The organism is Chrysiogenes arsenatis DSM 11915, from assembly GCF_000469585.1.
GTDB lineage: Bacteria > Chrysiogenota > Chrysiogenetes > Chrysiogenales > Chrysiogenaceae > Chrysiogenes > Chrysiogenes arsenatis.
The window spans coordinates 20,659-39,680 of the sequence record NZ_AWNK01000008.1; the positions used below are offsets into that span (position 1 = coordinate 20,659).

The following is a 19,022-nucleotide window of genomic DNA, read 5'->3' on the forward strand; positions in this document are numbered from 1 at the left end:
GCGCACGAATCGAATCGCCTTTGCCGCTTGCCCTCGAAATACCTTTTTGCGTATAGTGCCACTGACTGTTGTATGGTTGAACAGTGTATTGATGAGCTTTACCCAAGGAGGCCTCTATGCCGTTTATTGAAGATGTTTACGCCCGCGAAATTCTTGACTCCCGTGGCAATCCCACTATTGAAGTTGAAGTTGTCCTGGAAAATGGCGTCATGGGACGCGCCGCTGTTCCGAGTGGTGCCAGCACTGGCTCACGCGAAGCAGTTGAGCTGCGCGATGGCGATGGTGATCGTTACCTTGGCAAAGGGGTAGAAAATGCCGCTGAAAATGTAAATACGGTGATTGCAGAAGCACTGACCGGGATTGATGTACGCGAACAGGCGTTTATCGATAACCTGATGCGCGATCTTGACGGCACCGCGAACAAGAGCAAACTCGGCGCAAACGCCATTCTTGGCGTCAGCATGGCCTGCGCCCGTGCCGCTGCCGAATACTGCGGCATGCCGCTTTATCGGTATATTGGTGGCATGAACTCACGCACACTTCCGGTGCCTATGATGAACATCCTGAACGGTGGCGCTCACGCCGATAACAACGTCGACATTCAGGAATTTATGGTTATGCCAGTTGGCGCACCGAATTTCCGCGAAGGGCTGCGTATGGGAACCGAAATTTTCCATGCTCTGAAAGCAGTGCTCAAAGCACGCGGCCTCAGCACGTCGGTTGGCGATGAAGGCGGCTTTGCGCCAAACCTTGCCAGCAACGAAGAAGCGCTGCAAGTGATCATGGAAGCGATCAAAAAAGCCGGCTACACGGCAGGCGAAGATGTTTTTCTGGCGCTTGATTCTGCCGCCAGCGAATTCTACAAAGATGGTATGTACCACCTGAGCGGCGAAGGTCGCGTGCTTTCTTCGGCTCAAATGGTCGATTTCTATGCCGACCTTGTTGACAAGTATCCTATTATTTCAATTGAAGATGGCCTTGATGAGTCGGATTGGGATGGCTGGAAAGTGCTGACCGACCGCTTAAAAAGCAAAATTCAACTGGTCGGCGACGATTTATTCGTCACCAACACCGAAATCCTTGCCGAAGGGATCAGCAAAGGGATTGGCAACTCTATCCTGATTAAAGTCAACCAAATCGGTACGCTGACCGAAACACTGGATGCCATCGAAATGGCAAAACGCGCTGGGTATACCTGCGTTATTTCGCACCGCAGTGGCGAAACCGAAGATAGCTTTATTGCGGATCTGGCAGTTGCGACCAACGCCGGACAGATTAAAACCGGCTCGGCTTCACGTTCTGACCGCATTGCGAAGTACAATCAATTGCTCCGCATTGAAGAGGAGCTTGACGAAGAGGCGCTGTATCTTGGCTGTGGGGCGTTCTATAATCTCCGCTAAAACCTTGCGCACCCCCTGCCGTTTGCAAACGGCGGGGGGGGGCTGTCGTAGTATTGGAGAGCACATCATGGCAACATCGACACACTACCTCTTGAGTGATGAAAATGATTTCACCGCCACTATCACGACCACCTTCACCCCTTTTTTTCCTTTTGCACTCGCTGGAACAACGGAAATTCGTCACGACTATTTCGACACCTTTGATTGGCGTCTTTTTCGCGCTGGGTATTCGCTGTACGCCGAAAATTCGGCACAGGGCTTTCGTTTCACTCTGCAACGGCTGCAAGGCAAAGAGGTGGCCACAGCCATCTCTTCTGGAGTGGTTTTTCCACAATTTGCCAGCCAATTCCCCGCAGGAACACTTCAACGCAAACTGCAGAAAATCATTGCCAACCGTATTTTGCTTCCGCTTCTCTCTTTGCAGGGAACGGCGCAACAGTGGACGATTGGCGAATGCACAAAACACCCGATCCAGCTTCATGCTATCCATGCGGCATGGCACCTCCCTTCGGCCAGCGAAACACCCGGAAACCCCTTTACGCTCCTTTCGCTTCACTGTCCCGCAGGAGCCAAAAAATCGTTTACGGAACAGGTTCGCGCACTTTTTGATAGCCTGCGCAATGCCACGGTTCTTCCCGAAAATCTCCTCCTGAGCGGGCTGGAATGGTGCCAAGTGTCGGTGCAAAATATCTCGCCTGATATCACTTTCGGCAACGACCCGACCGCTCCAGCCTCCGCAATGGTCGTCCGCACCTTTCAACAACTGCAGCATGTCATGGTGCTGAATGAGCCGGGCATTGAGCAGGGATTGGATACCGAATTTTTACATGATTTTCGTGTGGCGCTCCGGCGTACCCGCTCACTGATAAAAGTATTTGCTGATCTCTTTCCACCAGACCAACTCGGCCAATTCAATCCTCAATGGCGCTGGCTGACGCGCCGCACAGGATTTTTACGCGATATCGACGTTTTCCTTGAAGCCTTTGAAACATATCGCCAAACGGTGCCATCGACACTTGCCGAAGAGCTTCTTCCCTTCCGTGCACTTCTGTGGCAGCGCCGTGATAAAGCGCACTCCATTCTGTGTCGCGCCCTGCGTTCACGCCGCTACCACACATTGATGGAGGGTTGGCGCACAATGCTGGCAGCACAAACACCTGAATCAGACGAAACCATCGCGGCGGTGAGCATTACTCGTCTTGAACAGAGCTACCGCCGTTTACGCCATAAAGGGAAGCTTTACCATGCCGAACCAACGGCAACGTCACTTCACGCTCTACGCCTTGCTGGGAAAAAACTCCGTTACTTGCTGGAATTTACCCTGCCGGTGTATGGCCCGCAGCATCTAGCACCACTCGTGAAAGCACTCAAACAACTTCAAAATGGGTTGGGAGCACTGAACGACCTTGCCGTACACGAACGGCTCATCATTGCAACCGCGCGCCAGATGGAGCTTACCAGACAAGGAAATCGAACCACTTTTATGGCGTTAGGATATATCATGGCTACCCTCGATGGCCTGAATGCCGCAGAACGAGAGCGCATTGATACCCTCTGGAAAAAACTCGCCACGCGCGATGTCCATCGACAATTCCAGCTATTGCTGGCAGAATATAGCCCATCAACTGCCCCTGACTTTGTACAGGAAACAACACCTTCGGAAGGATCTCATGGATAAATTTACCGAAGCTTTGGAAGCGCTTCGACATGGCGACATCGAAAAAGCGCACCATATTTTTGACGACCTTTTGCGTGAAGACCCAAACAACGAACCCGTTCTGCGCAACCTTGCCGGTATTTTCGCACGGATAGGCAAACAGCAGGAAGCCCTTCACTATTTCTTGCGCGCCCATGCTTTACGCCCCGACGACCCGTATCTCTGGGTTGGCATCGGACTGGCGTATGCCCAGCTCGGCGACCGAGAAAAGGCGATGGAATACCTACAAAAAACAGAAAAAAATATCGTCCCTGAAGAGCTGCAACAGGTTGTTGCGACAACTCTGCTGCATCTGCTGGGTTCAACCGCCACGGCAGAACTGCAAGCTGACGCAATCACCCATATGACCAGTGCTTTGCTCCGTCTGGGAAAGCTTTCGCCACGCGAACTGCAACAGATTGCCCGCGATATGATTGCAATCGGCCAGCAAGGGATCGGCGTCAACGACACCGCACGGCGCTACCGCATTCCATCGCTGGAAGGGGATTTTAGCGGACTCGAAGCTCTCTGTTATCTCTACGTTTCCGTCCGCATGGCCTTTCCCGCGGTTGCCATCGGCCTTGATCTTTCAAAAGAATTTGAACTCGCCAAAGGGATGCTTTTTGCGCCGCCCGATCAGGCACAACTCCCCGACGAACACGACCTCTAACCGCCATCAATTGAGACTTTCAGGAGTTTAGCATGACCGCATCACCTCAGGGAGCCAACTGGAATCTGAACGACCTTTACCTTGCGCCGGACGATCCCGCCGTCGCCCGTGACGAAGCCGACGTAAAAACCCAAGCCACCCGACTGCGTGAACGCTATCGCGGCACCATCGCCACGCTGACTCCAGAGCAGCTTTGGGAATGTTTACAGCAGATAGAAAACGTGAATATGACGTTAGGGCGTTTAGGTGCGTACGCGTTTCTCCGCTTCTCCGTGGCGACGGGCGACGAAAAGCGCTCGGCATTCATGGCGCGCATCAACGAATTGTCAACTGCCGTTACCAACGACCTGCTCTTTTTCGAACTCGAATGGGCTGCCCTTGATGACGAAACGGCACACGGCTTCCTAGCGCAATCCGAACACTTGCGTCATTATCAAGCCTTTTTGGGACGCATCCGTACCTATCGCCAACACCTGCTCAGCGAGCCAGAAGAAAGAGTTGCCGCTAAACTTGCCATCACCGGGTCACAGTCTTTCAATAAGTTATTTGAAAAAATTCAGGCCAAAATGACCTACGGTGCGGAAAACAAAAGTCAGGAGGAAGCACTCAGCGGACTCTATGCGCCAGAACGCGAAGTGCGTCAGGCATCGCAAGAGATGTTTACTGCCGGATTGCAAAGCAACTTACATATCATGACCCATATTTACAATGCGATGGCGACCGAAAAAATGGTCATCGATGAAATGCGCCAGTATCCCCATTGGTTGCGCTACCGCAATCTGAGTAATGAACTGGAAGATGAGGCTGTCGAATCGCTGGTCAGTGCTATCACCAGCCGCTACGACATTGTTGCCAACTACTACACACTCAAGCGTCACATTCTGGGTGGCGAAACCCTCTATGACTATGACCGTTACGCACCGATCAGCACAACCACGCCAACCTACGACTGGGACTATGCTGTCCAAGCCGTCTGCGAAGCCTTTGCCAGTTTTTCTCCCCGTTTAGCGGGTATTGCGCAAGAATTCTTCGACAAAAACTGGATCGATTCCAAAGCTGTGCCCGGCAAACGGAGTGGCGCCTACGCCCATCCGGTCACACCGGACACGCATCCCTACCTTTTTAGCAATTTTACGGGTCGTTTGCGCGATATTGAAACGCTTGCCCATGAAATGGGGCATGGCGTGCACCAATACCTTGCGCGCAAACAAGGGTATTTTGGTTCTAACACGCCGTTGGTGCTGGCCGAAACTGCGTCTGTCTTTGCGGAAATGGTGCTCTTCAAACGCGAGTATGCCAAGTTAAGCGATCCACGCCAAAAGCTCGGTATTGTGTGCGGCAAATTGGAATCCATGATTGCAACAGTATTCCGCCAAACCGCGATGAATCGCTTTGAGCATGAACTCCATACCGCGCGGCGCGCTTCGGGCGAACTCTCATCCGAAACGATTTCCGACCTTTGGTACCAAACGCAGCAAGCCATGTTTGGCGAGAGTGTTACCTTAACCGATAACTACCGTATCTGGTGGTCGTATATTCCACATTTCCTGAATGCTCCGGGCTATGTCTACTCCTATGCCTTTGGCGAACTGCTGGTTCTGGCACTCTATGGCCGCTATCAACAGGTAGGCGAACCGTTTATTGACGACTACATCGCATTACTGGAATGCGGAGGAACACTCCCACCTGCCGTCGCCCTGCGCCGCATTGGAATCGACATTGACGATCCTGCGTTCTGGCAACAGGGACTTGCCGCGATTGAAGAGCTTGTCAATGAAGCGTGGGTGTTATATAAGGGGCTCGCTGAATAGTTTACGGCACGACTCCGAATTCACGCATATATTCACAGCTCGATAGAAATGTAAGGAGCGCATTTTCATGAAAACAATTGAAGGAAACCTGATCGCGCAAAATATCCGCGTCGCTATTGTGGCCTCTCGCTTCAACTCTTTTATTACTCAAAGCCTTATTGGTGGTGCAATTGATTTCTTGGAGCGTCATGGTCACGATACCCAAACGACCGAAGTTGTCTGGGTTCCAGGAGCCTTTGAAATTCCATTAGCCGCTCAAAAGCTTGCCGCCACAGGGCGCTACGAAGGGATCATCTGCCTTGGCGCCGTGATTCGCGGTGGGACACCACACTTTGACTATGTAGCGTCGGAAGTGACCAAAGGGATTGCCCACGTTTCACTCCAACATGGTATTCCCGTCGCATTCGGCGTGCTGACTACCGACAGCATTGAGCAAGCCATCGAACGTGCCGGAACGAAGGCTGGCAATAAAGGTGCTGATGCTGCCTCTTCGGTCGTCGAAATGATCAATTTACTCGCCCAGATCTAGTTTCTGAAGGATATAGTTTGCCATTAACTCGCCGCACCCAGCGCGAAAGCGCCTTAAAGATACACTATGCTTTGATACAGACCATCGGCACCTATCGCGAAGACACGATGGAGCTGACGGCCAACCAGTACCATCTTGAGTTAACTGATTTTGTACGGCAATTAGTCAAGGTTTCCTGTGAACGGCACGATGAGCTGAAAACAGTGGTATGGTCGCTGGCGAAAGATCCGGAAATGATCGCCGGACTTGATTTATTGATTATGATTCAGGGGATGTGCGAACTGGAACTCGAACATTCTCCCCCGAAAACGATCATAAACGAGTATATTGAACTGGCAAAACTCTACGGCGCGGATAACGCGTTTAAGTTTGTCAACGTCATACTCAACGCGTTTAAAGATCGCGCACCACATGACTGAAAAAATTTACCGCTGTCGCCTCCATTCACCGGAAATAATCTACGTGAATAACATTCTCGAAGGGCATGAAGGGCTTGGTATTATCCACACGACAGATGAAAAAACCGGAAGTGTCGTTTTTTACACCACTTCAGACACAGAACACGAACTGGCAGCACTGTTGCAATCACTCCAAGCTGAAGGGGTTGACATCGAACTTTTAGACGTTTTAGAACAGTCAACGCTGCTGTAAAGCAGGAAGGGTACTCCCATGGAACCGTTAGAAAAACAAAAGCTCCATAAACTGCTACGCGACATTATCGGATCAGTGAACTCCATCCAATCCCATCACCGCCAAGAGATGGAACGAATTGATAAAAAAATAGAAATTATTATGTTCATTTTGCGCCAACTCGGTGGCTCGGAACGGGTCGAGCGGATGGTGCGCGATGCAAAATTCCAACTCGGGGAATTCAACCTTGGCTCCGCCTTTCACACGGAAATGGAACGTGAATTTCAACGTCTTGAGCGTTGGGTGAACGATGTCTGCGTCCTTGAAGGGATATATCAGACTGATGCTCAATCGTCCGACGATGGGAATTCCAACTCCCCTAAAGGAGAATGACCCTGTGCTACTGATCGGGCAGCTTTTTGTCGTTCTCCTGCTTTTGCTTTGTGTCGCCATACTCATCATCGGGCTTCCCGGTGATGTTTTTTTGTTTGGAATCATGGTGATCTATGCGCTCAGCACGGGAATGGAAACGGTAACATGGAGCAATCTAATCGTACTCGCGTTGGCAGCAGCCGTATCGCAAGGTGGTGAATTTTGGCTTGGATACCGTGTAACGGAAAAAAGCGGGGCGAGTAAAGGGGCGAATATTGCGTCCATCATCCTTGCTATTCTTCTGGGCATTGTGTTTGCGCCGCTCTTTTTTGGCCTTGGCGCACTTCTCGGCGCTCTTTTGGGCGCGTGGCTCGGCGCGTTCGGCTATGAATTTTTCACGACACGAGATATCCGCCAGAGCCTCCGTTCGGGATATGGCGCGTTGACGGGTAAAGTGCTCGGTTTTACACTGAAAATTGGCATCACTGTTTTTATGCTGGTGTATTCAATACAAAATATATTCTGGAGTTAGCCTGTGAGATCGACCATTCGTGACAATATTCGACGCTTTGGCATTGAGAACTGGGGAGCCGACTATTTTGCGGTCAATACGCGTGGCGAAGTGGTCGTGCGCAACGGCGATGATTCCATTGCACTGGTCGACGTTTTGCGCGAAGCCGAAGCGCAGGGGCTTTCGGCTCCCATGATCATGCGCTTCCCTTTTCTGGTGCGCGAACAAATTGAAAAATTCCACAACGCCTTTCGCAATGCCAAGCGAGAGTTTAATTATAAGGGGAAGCATCAGGCGCTTTTTCCAATTAAGGTAAACCAAAATCGTCACTTTATTGAGCGTCTGCTCCATTACGGACAAGAATTTTCGTATGGGCTGGAAGCAGGGACAAAAGCCGAACTTTTTGCCGTACTTGTTTCTGATGTGCCGGAAACGGCACTCATTACCTGCAATGGATTCAAAGATCGGGAATTTCTTGACTTGGCCGTACTTGGCAAGCAAATGGGCAAAGATATTTGTGTGATTATCGAAGGGATAGAAGAACTGACGGGATTGATTGAAATCTATCGCCGTGCAGAAATTATCCCATCCATCGGTTTCCGCATTAAACTTTCCACCCGTGGTTCAGGAAAATGGGAAGCGTCGAGTGGCGACAATGCCAAATTCGGCCTGACGTCAACCGAAATTTTGATCGCACTCGATATTCTGCGCGAACACAATCTCATGGATACGCTCAATCTTTTGCATTTTCACATCGGCTCGCAAATCACCAATGTCCGCACCATGAAGCGGGCGATTAAAGAAGCAGGCATCATCTTCGCCGAAGTCGTCAAGCTTGGCGTCAATATCGAATACCTTAATATCGGCGGCGGCATTGGTGTCGATTATTCTGGCAGCCGTTCGACCAACATGGCCAGTGCCGAGTATAGTGTGGCGGAATTTGCCAACGACGTTGTTTTTACCATCAGCGACGTGTGCGAAAAATTCAAGCTGAAACAGCCGGGAATTGTCACCGAGTCCGGGCGGGTCATTGCCGCCTACCACTCGGTAGTCGTCACCGACTTAGTCGAAATTATGGGCGCCGAGTTTGACCTCTCGCACTACCGCGAAACGGAAACGATGGTAAAACCAGTCGCCGAACTCACCTACACGCTGAACCACATGAACGAACGCAACTACGTGGAGTATTATCACGATGCGATTGAGTTAAAAGAAGAGTTGAAGACGATGTTTACGATGGGATTTTGTTCGCTGGTAGACAAATCTAACGGGGAAATTCTCTTTCAGGAGATCGTCGAAAAGACCATCGAAATTGCCTTTTCTGTTGGGGAAAATTTTGAGCGTGATCCCTTTATGCGGAAATATCTCGCAGAAAAATATCTACTCAATTTTTCGGTTTTCAACTCGGTGCCAGACTCCTGGGCCGTCGGTCAACTCTTTCCGATCATGCCACTCAAGCACCTTGAACGGCCATGCGATAACCTTGGTGTCGTCACCGACATCACGTGTGACTCTGACGGGACGATTTTCCGGTATCAGTCGGAACATGGCGAAAGTGAGTACTTGCCGCTCCATGACGAAATGGACGATTATCCGATTGGCATTTTCCTTACCGGAGCCTATCAAGAGGTATTAGCCAATAAGCACAACTTGCTGGGGCAGATGAGCGAAATTTCGGTCGATATCAATAGCGACGGGAAACTGTCGGTGGTATCAACGGCGCACGGCGATTCCATAAAAGATGTGCTTAATTCAATGTACTATGACGATGCCTTTATCCATTCTCAAGCCAAAAAATGCTTTAAGAAAGTGGACAACCCTAAGCTACACCGCCGCTTTATGTCATACCTGAATAGCTATACCTACATGAAACGGGAGCATAAGCGTGAAGAGTAAACAACTTCCTATCGCTGCTGGTTTCCTTGCGGGAGTTCTCCTCCTCGCAAGCGGCGTGCAGGCCAGCGAGCAGCACTGGAATAGTACGCAAAATCCGGTGGGAATTTCGTGCGCAACCTGCCACTTTGATGGCTACGACTTACTGGTGCGGGGCGAATACCCGCACCATAACCCGCTTGCAGGGCGGCATATGACGCTACTCGATTCGATCCGACACTGCCGCCAAGTGAGCCTCAAAATCGACACTCCCGACAACACCGTGGACTACGCACTCTTTCAATTTATCACGACGCTCAAAGAGTATTACGACCTGAGTCGCTCTTTGGCGAATGAGCCGTAGCAAGCTCGGCAACAAAAAGTCCGGCAGCATGCCGCAGCGCGGAAAATTCATCCACCAGCGCGTCGTGCTGCTCAACAAGCTCTTGCGGAGTTAAACTACCACCAGCGCGCAGCAACGCGTCAAGGTGAGCGGCACGTTTATAAATGCGCATCGCACCGAATGTTCCCCCAACACCTTTTAAACCGTGGGCGACACGGCGCAACTCGTCCCACTCATCGGCATTCCCCATTAAGGGCAACATGCTTTCGATTTTCCCCTCAATATCGACCAGAAAACGTCCAATAAGCTCACGACAGTATTCACTATCGCCATCACACAGCTCTTCCATTTGCGAACGGTCAAAAACCAAAACAGCGTCATCCAGTGCCGCTGTCATGACGCCAGCATGAGGAGCCGAATGAGCTTCTTCTTTACTATGTGCGGAACGACGACCGACCCAGTAGGAAAGAACCAGTACGAGCTTATCGCGTTGAAGCGGCTTGGAAAGATAATCATCCATCCCGGCAGCTAAACACTTTTTATCATCCCCATCAAGTGTGTTGGCGGTGAGCGCGATAATCGGCACGGTATGATTGCCAAACGGCAGCTCCATCGAGCGAACTTTCTGGGTGGCTTCAAATCCATCCATCCGCGGCATCTGGATATCCATCAAAACGAGATCATAGGGGGCACTTTGAAGCGCACTGAGTGCTTCAAGACCATCGCCCGCGATCACTACTTCATGGCCATTTTTGACTAAGAGCCGCTCAGTTATTTCTTGATTGATCAGGTTATCTTCTACCAATAGAATGCGGCCACTGCGAGGCTCAGAGGTTTGCGTCACTTTTGTCTGGATAACATTTTCGGTAGACGCCCAGCCGTCGTGGGGCAAGAAGAGTGCGGTCTCCAAAAATGCCAACAACCCTCTGGCTTTGACAGGACGGAGTAAATTCGGCCAATGACTTTTTTTAGGTGCCAGATGACTGAGTTGTTGCAGCGAGAGCAATACCACAGGAACACACGGAGCCATCGCATCATTATTGACAAGCTTTTTGGCAAAGGTATCATCAAACTCTTTTGGGAAAAGTTCATAATCAATAAAAATAAACGTCATAACCGCAGGGACGCTCTGCTCGCGTTGCTGGCAAAAGGCAGCAACATCGGCACAGCGCGCTGCCGTACAAATAACTGGAATATCGACCCGCTGTAGCAGTTGAGTCAGCGCGCGCCGTTCGCTGCTATCAGGCATAACAATAATGGCATTCTGCGACGAAGTGATCCGTTGCTTCAATGCACTAAAGGGGTCAGCAGCGGGGTACGCTGCCGGCGCAAAGGGGAGAGACACGCGGAATACGGAGCCAACACCAAGCGAACTTTCCACCGCTATCGTGCCATCCATAAGCTCTACAAGCTGTTTACATATCGCCAGCCCCAGACCTGTGCCGCCATATTTCCGAGTTGTGCTGATATCAACCTGATTGAAGGGACGGAAAAGCTCGCGCAGCTTTTCCTCTGGTATACCGATCCCTGTATCACGAACATTGATATCGACAAATGCTCTCCCTTCATGATGGCGCGTCGTCACTTCCACCGTCACCTCACCGGTGTGGGTAAACTTGAGCCCATTGCCGACCAGATTCATGAGTATCTGTCGCACACGAAGGCGATCGGCGCGTGCCATCCAAGGGACATTCGGATCAAACATCGCACAGAGAGAAATCCCTTTTTGGTGGGCACGAACGACCAAAAGATCGATCACCTCTTCGACCAGCTCGAAAAGCGAGAAGTCGGATTCGTCGAGAAGAATACAGCCGGCTTCGGCTTTAGAGAAATCGAGAATATCATTGATCACATCAAGCAGCGCGTTGCCGCTCTTGCGAATCGTTTGCACCATATGCGTTTGATGTTCGTTGAGTGGCGTATCAAGCAAAAGCTCAGACATGCCGAGAATTCCGTTCATCGGCGTGCGAATTTCATGGCTCATATTAGCAATAAATTCACTCTTCGCAAGATTCGCCGATTCTGCCTTCAGCGCCAAATCACTCGCCAGTTTGATCGCTTTCGCCAAGCGAAGATTCAGCAACTCCAGTTGACTCTGCGAAGCAGGATTGTGTTGTTCTGACATACAGGGATCCTTTATTGTACCGGTGCCCACTCGCAATTCGCGATACCATTCGTTATCGCATGCCGTGCAAGCCCTGCTCCCGCTTGTTCATACATATTAAAAACAACCACGCCGAGTGTGTGCAACTCTTCCACTTCTTCGGAAAATTTTGCAATTGCCGCTACCTTACAGTGAAAATTCAAATTTCGCAGCTGATGCGCGGCATACACGTTCCCATGGTGACTAGGCATTGCCAGAACTACCAGCTCTGGAACCGAATTATGGCGTATTTTCGTCCAAAAGTCAGTATCCGTTGCATCGCCAAGCAACACATTTCTGCCATGCTGGCGATGGAAATCAACCCGCTCAGGAGCGTGTTCAATGCCAACAGCCTCTCCATTATACCACGGTGCCAACTCATCGTACGCTCCAGAACCAACCCGCCCCATCCCGATAACGAGTACACGAGCGCTGCCAACATCAATCGGCGCATCATTGGGATGCACCTTCCTGCTTTCAAGCCGCTTCAGCCAAGGGCGCGCCGTCTGATATAATTTTTCGGAATAGGTGTTAAGAGGTGCCGAAAAAGCAAAGCTCAAACTTACGGTGATGGCCATAATCAAAAGCCATTCAGTTGGCAATAGCCCTTGGTGCACCGCAATTCCAGCAACAATCAAACCAAATTCGGAATAATTCGTGAGACTGAGTGTCGACAACATGGTTGAACGGGCGCGTAAGCCAAAACGGCTGATAATAACGTGATAGAGTCCTGATTTAAGCGGAAGTAATATACAGAGCACGATAGCAACCAGTAACATTTCCAGCGTAGGCAAACCCGACATACCGATAGAAAGGAAAAACCCGACTAGCATCAATTCTTTAAAACCAAACAAAGCTTTTGAAATTTCCGACGCTTTCGGGTGCGACGCAATCAACACCCCTAACACCAATGCCCCTAAATCGGGCTTTAACCCTACCAGATGAAACCCTTCGGCACCAACACCCAGCGCGATGAATAAACCGCAGAGCATGAGCAATTCGCCATGTCCCGCCATATCCATCAACTTGAAAAGCAAGGGACGCAACAATGGAAGGAGTAAGACGCTCAGTGCCCAAGGCGAAGGGACTTTTCCCTCAGAAATTGAAAGAAAAACCACCGCGAAAATATCCTGCATAACCAGAATGCCAATAGCGATTTTGCCATAAAAGGCACTCATATCGCCTTTTTCTTCCAGCACTTTGACAACAAAGACTGTGCTCAAAAAAGAAAGGGCGAACGCAAGCAAGAGGAGTGTCGCCCACGAAACCTGCAATAATGGGGTGTCAAACCAATACTGACCAAGCCATAGCAATCCAAAATAGAGCGCCGTTGAGAAGAAAAGATGGTACGTGGCGCTCGCCCAGATTTCGGCTTTAAGCAACCCTTTTACATCGAGCTTTAATCCAATGGAAAACAGTAACAGGGTCACGCCAAGACCCGCTATGAAATCCAGCCCATTGGGGGGCAAAAGCCCTGCCATATTGTATGCAAAACCCGCCAGCAAAAAACCGACCATCGGTGGCAAGCCAATCCGACTAAGGATTAACCCGAATCCAAACGCGAAGCTTACGAGAATAACTAACATGGTATATCTTCGGCGGTGTGGCGATCATCAATCAAAAAACCCTTCTCAGCGGCGTCATTCAAGAGAGCAAGAGCATATTCCCATAATTCAGAAGAAGAGTTGGCAATAACTTGATTTACCTGTTTGGCCTGCGTGAAGCGGATACCATGTTCGCGCCAGCTTTTTCCATCAGTATGATAATTATGCAAAAGCGGCATCAAACGATCAAGCGCACGGGCAAAGCGCGCTTCGGGAGTTTTACCGGTTTCAAACTCAACCCATAGCGCGCGCAACTCGTCGCGCTGGTCTTCCGGCAGCAGTCCGAAGATACGTGTCGCTGCCGCCTGCTCCTTTGCCGCTTTTTCGACCGTTCCCGCCACATCGTAAATAAACGTATCGCCAGCATCAATTTCAACAATATCGTGAAAAAGCATCATTCGCGCGACCGCACAAATATCTGTCCCAGCCGGAGCATGCTCCGCCAGAATCCACGACATCAAAGAGACATGCCAGCTATGTTCAGCTGAGTTTTCAAAACGGCTCGTATCCATAAGATATGAGCGGCGTAAAATACTTTTGAGTGCATCGATTTCGCGCAGAAACGCAATACGTTTCTCTAAACGCGCCAAAGAACTTTCCGACCGTATCGCCGCTGACAGCGTGGCGTGTCCGCTCGTCATTCCAACCTCCCTGCGTGACGCATCACGCCTCTTTTGCATCTTCCGCTAAAACATTTTGCTTGAGCAACGCACATTTCCCCTCAAGGGCTCCGTTCTCTTCGATAATCAGGATACGGTAGGCAATTTCACCTTCTATTAATCCGCCACCTTTGATGACAACTTGATTGGCGCGAACCATACCAGTGACTTTTCCTGAGACGATCACTTTGTCAGCATGGAAGTTTCCCTCGACACAACCACCGGCAATCACGCTGATCGACTGCTTCGCGTAGATGTCCCCTTTGAACTTTCCATCTATCAACACATCACTTTCTGCATGAATTTCCCCAGTAATCGAATCGCGATTGCCGATTATTGTGGGGGTGACGTCTCGCTTAACTTCTTTTTCAGTTGAGAATATCGCCATTTGACCTCCGGGTATGAAAAAAATCTATGAACGTTTGCCAGATTTCCTTGGAGAAAGCGGCTTGGATTCGTGTGGCTCCCCTGATACAGCACTTCGTAGTGAAGGTGGCTCCCTGTCGTTCTGCCAGTTGCGCCCATCAACCCAACGGTATCGAAACGGTTCACCTCATCGCCAATCTCAACAAATATCTCACTTAAATGCGCGTAACGCGTCATAAAACCAAAATTATGATCAATTTCCAGAAAATTACCCGCAATAGGGTTATATCCTTTACCCACAACCACCCCGTTAGCCGTCGTCCGTACTGGCGTACCAACAACATTGGCGATATCATAGGCGTTATGAAACGATGCTTGCTTCGTTACCGGATGGATCCGCACACCATAATCACTGGTAACCCGCCCTTCAGCTGGCCAAGAAAGCGGAATGTCGGCAATAATTTGTTTGCGCAGGGTTACTTCGTTATCAAGGTTATCTATCGCCTGATAAATATCATCTACTGTTAAATCACGTGCCTTACGGATCGAAAGCTGGTGGTCAAGTCGCAGCTCACCTTCAATAGCATAGACTCGCTCGGCAAGGCGCTGAAGCTGTGAACGGGCGAAAGCTAGTTCGCGCTCCATTCCGCGCACACCCTCTTCGCCATTTTCGGTAAAGCGCCGATTATCGGCTCCTTTCAGTAAAAAATTCTCATTGAGGACAACATATTTGGAAAGCTCTTCCTTGTACTGTTCATTGATATTGCGATTTTCTCGCAACGCGAGTTGCGCCATTTCAAGCGAAGTTTGCTGCTTATCATTCACTTCTTGAAGTGACTCAAGGGCATGACTCAGAAAGTCAATTTGTCCACGAAGTTGCGCTGCGGTATCTTCACTATTCCAGTAAAAACGGGCAAACATTATCGCAAGAGCCGTTGCAAAGACTAAATAGAGAAAAACGCCAAAAATAACCCACGAAAAACGACGCCACGAAAGATAGTCACCCTTCCCCGATTCTGTATTAATCAAGAGGTAGCGTTCATCAAAGCGACGTCGCTTGATTCGCGCAAGATTTTGGCTGTGTCGTCTGACCGAGTGTTCTGTACTTTGTGTATGCATAAACCCCAAAACATCATGAGAAATTGATAGAAGGCGACCACATTTATAACCGATGTATACCGAAATAGGAAGGATCGAATGGCAGAAGCAGAATCTATTTGCGACGCCGTGCAAGCTCATGGAGCACGATAGCCGTCGCCACCGCTCCGTTGAGCGATTCGACACCGGGAGCCATGGCAATCGCAACCGATGCGGCACGCGCGACCTCGGGCAACCCTTCCCCTTCAATGCCCGGCAAAACAATACAGGGCGAAGGGAATTGAGCCTGTGACAGCGCCACCCCTTCCGCCGAGAGTGACACGATCATAGTCGGCTCTTGAGCGACAAACTCCTGCAATGTTGGCCCCTGCCAGAAACGAACCCGCATCACCATGCCACTTGAGGCACGAAACGATTTTTGTAGCCACGGATTCGCGGCCTCAGCCAAGAGAATAATATCACGAATCCCAAAAGCCACCGCACTACGGATAGCCATCCCGACATTCTCTGGATCCTGAAACGGAAGCGCCAGCGCATCACCAGCAAAGCATTCCCGCCATGCACCTGAGATCACCGGCAGCGGTGACACCGCAGAAGTACGCACCAATGCCAATGGAGCATTTGTCCCAAAGAGATCAAGCTCCTGAAATAACTCCCGCGAGAGCCAGATGACTTTTCTGTCCTGCCACGCGGCAGGAACGTCCATTGCAGAAGTCGCGATAATACCCTCCACCTGCTGCGGAAAATCACGCAGCAACTCCGCAACGATTTTCGTCCCCGGACACAATGCCAGAGAGTGCTTTTTTATCCCTTTGGACGTGAGCAAACGCGAGAGCATTTTGTACGTTTCATTCGAACGACTTGTGATATTCTCCATACAACCCCTGATAGATCATAGAAAATTGCCCGCGATTTTCGCGTGCGTGACTCCGATTAGAAAACCTCCGGGGGAATACGTCAAGGAAAAGAAATGCACCAGCTCCCATTGCCCACTGTGCTCCACGAAGACAATCATACGATCGTCGTCTATAAACCCAGCGGCATCCCGCTACAACCGGATCAAACGCACGATCTGTCGCTGTACGATATCGTCAAAAACTACCTCAAGCACACCTATCAAAAACAAGGCGATGCCTTTGTTGGGATCGTGCAACGGCTCGACCGCCCTGTCTCTGGTGTTGTCCTGTTCGCCAAAACATCCAAAGGAGCCAGCCGCCTCTGCGAACAAATCCGGCTCCGCCATATTTCCAAGCAATACCAAGCTATCGTGCTCGGCCACCCGAGTCCCCCGTCAGCCACGTTGCACCATACGTTACTTTCCACCGACAGCCACACAAAAGTTGCCGCACAAGGCAAACCCGCCAGCCTGCATTACACCACGATGGCAACCAACCAGACACAAAGCCTACTTCACATTGAACTCCACACGGGGCGAAAGCATCAAATCCGCTGCCAACTGGCCGCTATTGGGCACCCCATCGTGGGCGATCTGCGCTACGGCGCACCACAACCGTGCGCGGATCGTTCTATTGCACTCTGCGCGTGGCAGCTCATGTTCACGCATCCAACCACGAAACAACCTATCAACGTGACCCTTCCACCAGAGCTCCAGCTCCACTTGCCGTAAGCCTGTTGCTCGAAGTAAAAATCAAGATATTTTCATCAAAAAGAAAATAGGCATTGACGCGCTTCTCGAAGTTTGCTAAAAATCCCCCCGTTGCTTTTCTAGCGCCATGAGCGCCAAGCGAAAAGCGATATTCCCTGGTAGCTCAGTCGGTAGAGCAGGTGACTGTTAATCACCCTGTCGCTGGTTCGAATCCGGCCCGGGGAGCCATTACAAAGCAAGCGGTTGACCGGAAACGGTGAACCGCTTTTTTGTATTCCCTCACTGGCAACTGCGTCACTCCCCGTCAAACTCCCAGCTCATCAACTGCGCATCCCCACCATCTCGGTAGTACTTTTTGCGCACACCATCGTCTGTAAACCCACAACGGCGGTACAGCGCCAACGCAGCTTTATTGTTGACGTTTACATCGAGCAATAGCCTATGAATACCACGACGACAGCACACTTCACGAATGTGGTTCATCAAGAGACTCGCAACACCCATACGGCTGTACGACGGATGCACCGCAATGTTATTCAGTTCGGCTTCAGGGGCAATCAGCGAGACAAAAGCATATGCAATCAGCTCTTCGCCCACAAATACGCCGGGGGCGTACGTCACCGACTTTTCCCATTCACCAACAAATGCTTCAAGACTCCATGGGTGAGAAAAGCGTGCTGTTTCAATACTTACAACAGCAGGGAGATGTTCGCGCTTGACCAATCCCACGCGTAGCGAACTCATTTTCCCCTCTCTTCCCGTGCTACTTCCGCTTCAGACTTGCGCATATACAACAGCTCAATGTGGCTGAGCGGTGTTTCTGGATAGTCTGGCGTGAGCTGTATGCATCGACCAGCCCAAAAACCAAGTGGTGGCAACGGAAGGTATTTTACTCTTTTGGCCTGCGTAAAGGTATCGCGATACCGCTCTGGGATCTCGCCAAGCACGTAGGTGTCCGTCGGGATTTTTCCCAGTACCGCTTCAGGCGAAAGGAGACAATCATTTTCCAGTTCAGGAATATTCAAGCCACGACAGTGAAGTTCCCCTTTTCTGGCATCACTCAACACGAGCAACGGAAGCGGAAAATCCCGATAGGCAAACAATAGCGCTGCCAAACGGGAAATGCAGTAGATTTTCAATGGAGAGTTGAACGCCAACCCCTTAACAAACGAACCACCTACTCGCAATCCCGTAAAACTCCCCGGGCCATTCACAAACACGATACCGCGAAGCGCTGCCTGTTGGCACTCCAGCGTTTCCAGCAAAGCATCTATCGCTGATGGGAGCAACAGGGAATGCGTTTGCCCGCCATGCACTTCAAGCGCCGCGTAGGGCGCACCATCACCACCCAAAATCCCTGCTGAAAATGATCCTCCAGAGGTATCAAGCACAAGTAACACGTATTTCACCTTCTAAAAACGTTTTGCCATCACTTCCCAAAGCGTTCCCACGGCTTGCGATACACCGGCTGTTGAGGAATGTCTTTGCCAAAAAAATACTTACGGATCACAAGAAACAGCGTCATAGGCCAGAACGCACCGCTGGTAATCGCAAAAACGCACGCCATACCACTGCTCACCTGCTTTTTTTTCAGCGCATAGACCAGCATAAGCAGGGCACAAATGAGCGCAATAACAAGATAGCCAAGCAAAATATACTCGACCGTACTGGCATAACGAGACATATCAACCGATGGATCCATATTTTTTCTC

21 protein-coding genes and 1 tRNA gene are annotated in these 19,022 nt (G+C 50.4%); 13 read left to right on the plus strand and 9 right to left on the minus strand.

All coding sequences use genetic code 11. The features are described from left to right. Positions 1-116 precede the first annotated feature (116 nt). The 11 genes from eno (at position 117) to P304_RS16625 (ending at position 9,855) form a co-directional block, all read left to right on the plus strand. A complete protein-coding gene (gene eno / locus P304_RS0107205) occupies positions 117-1,400 on the plus strand; it encodes a phosphopyruvate hydratase (protein ID WP_027389991.1) in 1,284 nt (427 codons plus the stop codon). 67 nt (positions 1,401-1,467) lie between these two features. After that, the gene (locus P304_RS0107210; protein ID WP_027389992.1) at positions 1,468-3,078 is read left to right on the plus strand and encodes a CHAD domain-containing protein; all 1,611 of its coding nucleotides are present in this window, start codon (positions 1,468-1,470) and stop codon (positions 3,076-3,078) included. Next, a complete protein-coding gene (locus P304_RS0107215; protein ID WP_027389993.1) occupies positions 3,071-3,766 on the plus strand; it encodes a tetratricopeptide repeat protein in 696 nt (231 codons plus the stop codon). Before P304_RS0107210 ends, P304_RS0107215 begins: the two co-directional genes overlap by 8 nt. A 32-nt stretch (positions 3,767-3,798) precedes the next feature. Further along, complete coding sequence (locus P304_RS0107220; protein ID WP_027389994.1) at positions 3,799-5,577, plus strand: M3 family oligoendopeptidase; 1,779 nt, start codon at positions 3,799-3,801, stop codon at positions 5,575-5,577. A 67-nt stretch (positions 5,578-5,644) separates the two neighbouring features. After that, complete coding sequence (ribH, locus tag P304_RS0107225) at positions 5,645-6,106, plus strand: 6,7-dimethyl-8-ribityllumazine synthase (RefSeq protein ID WP_027389995.1); 462 nt, start codon at positions 5,645-5,647, stop codon at positions 6,104-6,106. Positions 6,107-6,123: 17 nt separating this feature from the next. Continuing rightward, on the plus strand, positions 6,124-6,525 hold the full coding sequence (locus P304_RS0107230) for a transcription antitermination factor NusB (protein WP_027389996.1): 402 nt from the start codon (positions 6,124-6,126) through the stop codon (positions 6,523-6,525). Continuing rightward, the gene (locus tag P304_RS0107235; protein WP_051321509.1) at positions 6,518-6,757 is read left to right on the plus strand and encodes a DUF4911 domain-containing protein; all 240 of its coding nucleotides are present in this window, start codon (positions 6,518-6,520) and stop codon (positions 6,755-6,757) included. Before P304_RS0107230 ends, P304_RS0107235 begins: the two co-directional genes overlap by 8 nt. An 18-nt stretch (positions 6,758-6,775) precedes the next feature. Beyond that, positions 6,776-7,129 (plus strand): hypothetical protein, encoded by a 354-nt coding sequence (locus tag P304_RS16905; protein ID WP_027389998.1) that lies wholly within the window; start codon positions 6,776-6,778, stop codon positions 7,127-7,129. A gap of 4 nt (positions 7,130-7,133) precedes the next feature. Then, complete coding sequence (locus P304_RS16175; protein WP_051321510.1) at positions 7,134-7,640, plus strand: DUF456 family protein; 507 nt, start codon at positions 7,134-7,136, stop codon at positions 7,638-7,640. Positions 7,641-7,643: 3 nt separating this feature from the next. Next, a complete protein-coding gene (gene speA, locus P304_RS0107250) occupies positions 7,644-9,515 on the plus strand; it encodes a biosynthetic arginine decarboxylase (protein ID WP_027389999.1) in 1,872 nt (623 codons plus the stop codon). Then, on the plus strand, positions 9,505-9,855 hold the full coding sequence (locus P304_RS16625; RefSeq protein WP_027390000.1) for a hypothetical protein: 351 nt from the start codon (positions 9,505-9,507) through the stop codon (positions 9,853-9,855). Before speA ends, P304_RS16625 begins: the two co-directional genes overlap by 11 nt. Here P304_RS16625 and P304_RS14565 read toward each other — a convergent pair. The 6 genes from P304_RS14565 to P304_RS14575 form a co-directional block, all read right to left on the minus strand. After that, on the minus strand, positions 9,809-11,959 hold the full coding sequence (locus tag P304_RS14565) for an ATP-binding protein (protein WP_051321511.1): 2,151 nt from the start codon (positions 11,957-11,959) through the stop codon (positions 9,809-9,811). The two genes, P304_RS16625 and P304_RS14565, sit on opposite strands and share 47 nt — an antisense overlap. An 11-nt stretch (positions 11,960-11,970) precedes the next feature. Beyond that, entirely contained in the window at positions 11,971-13,563 is a 1,593-nt protein-coding gene (locus P304_RS0107265) for a cation:proton antiporter family protein (RefSeq protein WP_027390001.1), read from the minus strand. Further along, the gene (locus P304_RS0107270; RefSeq protein ID WP_084417611.1) at positions 13,557-14,222 is read right to left on the minus strand and encodes an HD domain-containing protein; all 666 of its coding nucleotides are present in this window, start codon (positions 14,220-14,222) and stop codon (positions 13,557-13,559) included. The genes P304_RS0107265 and P304_RS0107270 overlap by 7 nt, the downstream gene beginning before the upstream one ends. 22 nt (positions 14,223-14,244) lie before the next feature. Then, positions 14,245-14,628, minus strand: a complete 384-nt coding sequence (locus tag P304_RS0107275) for a bactofilin family protein (protein ID WP_027390003.1) — start codon at positions 14,626-14,628, stop codon at positions 14,245-14,247. Next, positions 14,574-15,725: a M23 family metallopeptidase gene (locus tag P304_RS16180; RefSeq protein ID WP_051321512.1), complete on the minus strand. Its 1,152-nt coding sequence runs from the start codon at positions 15,723-15,725 to the stop codon at positions 14,574-14,576. The genes P304_RS0107275 and P304_RS16180 overlap by 55 nt, the downstream gene beginning before the upstream one ends. A gap of 94 nt (positions 15,726-15,819) precedes the next feature. Beyond that, entirely contained in the window at positions 15,820-16,581 is a 762-nt protein-coding gene (locus P304_RS14575) for a TrmH family RNA methyltransferase (RefSeq protein WP_051321513.1), read from the minus strand. A gap of 117 nt (positions 16,582-16,698) precedes the next feature. Here P304_RS14575 and P304_RS14580 point away from each other — a divergent pair, with 117 nt between their 5' ends. Together P304_RS14580 and P304_RS0107295 are read left to right on the plus strand one after the other, a co-directional pair. Next, positions 16,699-17,331 carry an RluA family pseudouridine synthase gene (locus tag P304_RS14580; RefSeq protein WP_236613317.1) on the plus strand — a complete coding sequence of 211 codons (633 nt, stop codon included), beginning with the start codon at positions 16,699-16,701 and terminating at the stop codon, positions 17,329-17,331. Between the two features lie 131 nt (positions 17,332-17,462). Further along, positions 17,463-17,538 (plus strand) — tRNA-Asn (locus P304_RS0107295). A gap of 66 nt (positions 17,539-17,604) precedes the next feature. On the opposite strand, the gene rimI is transcribed toward P304_RS0107295, so the two are convergent. From rimI to P304_RS0107310, 3 genes are read right to left on the minus strand one after another with little or no spacing between them, the layout of a single operon-like run. Continuing rightward, positions 17,605-18,054 carry a ribosomal protein S18-alanine N-acetyltransferase gene (rimI, locus tag P304_RS0107300; protein WP_027390004.1) on the minus strand — a complete coding sequence of 150 codons (450 nt, stop codon included), beginning with the start codon at positions 18,052-18,054 and terminating at the stop codon, positions 17,605-17,607. Then, positions 18,051-18,710, minus strand: a complete 660-nt coding sequence (gene tsaB, locus P304_RS0107305; protein WP_027390005.1) for a tRNA (adenosine(37)-N6)-threonylcarbamoyltransferase complex dimerization subunit type 1 TsaB — start codon at positions 18,708-18,710, stop codon at positions 18,051-18,053. The genes rimI and tsaB overlap by 4 nt, the downstream gene beginning before the upstream one ends. A 29-nt stretch (positions 18,711-18,739) precedes the next feature. Then, the gene (locus P304_RS0107310) at positions 18,740-19,012 is read right to left on the minus strand and encodes a hypothetical protein (protein ID WP_027390006.1); all 273 of its coding nucleotides are present in this window, start codon (positions 19,010-19,012) and stop codon (positions 18,740-18,742) included. Positions 19,013-19,022 lie beyond the last annotated feature (10 nt).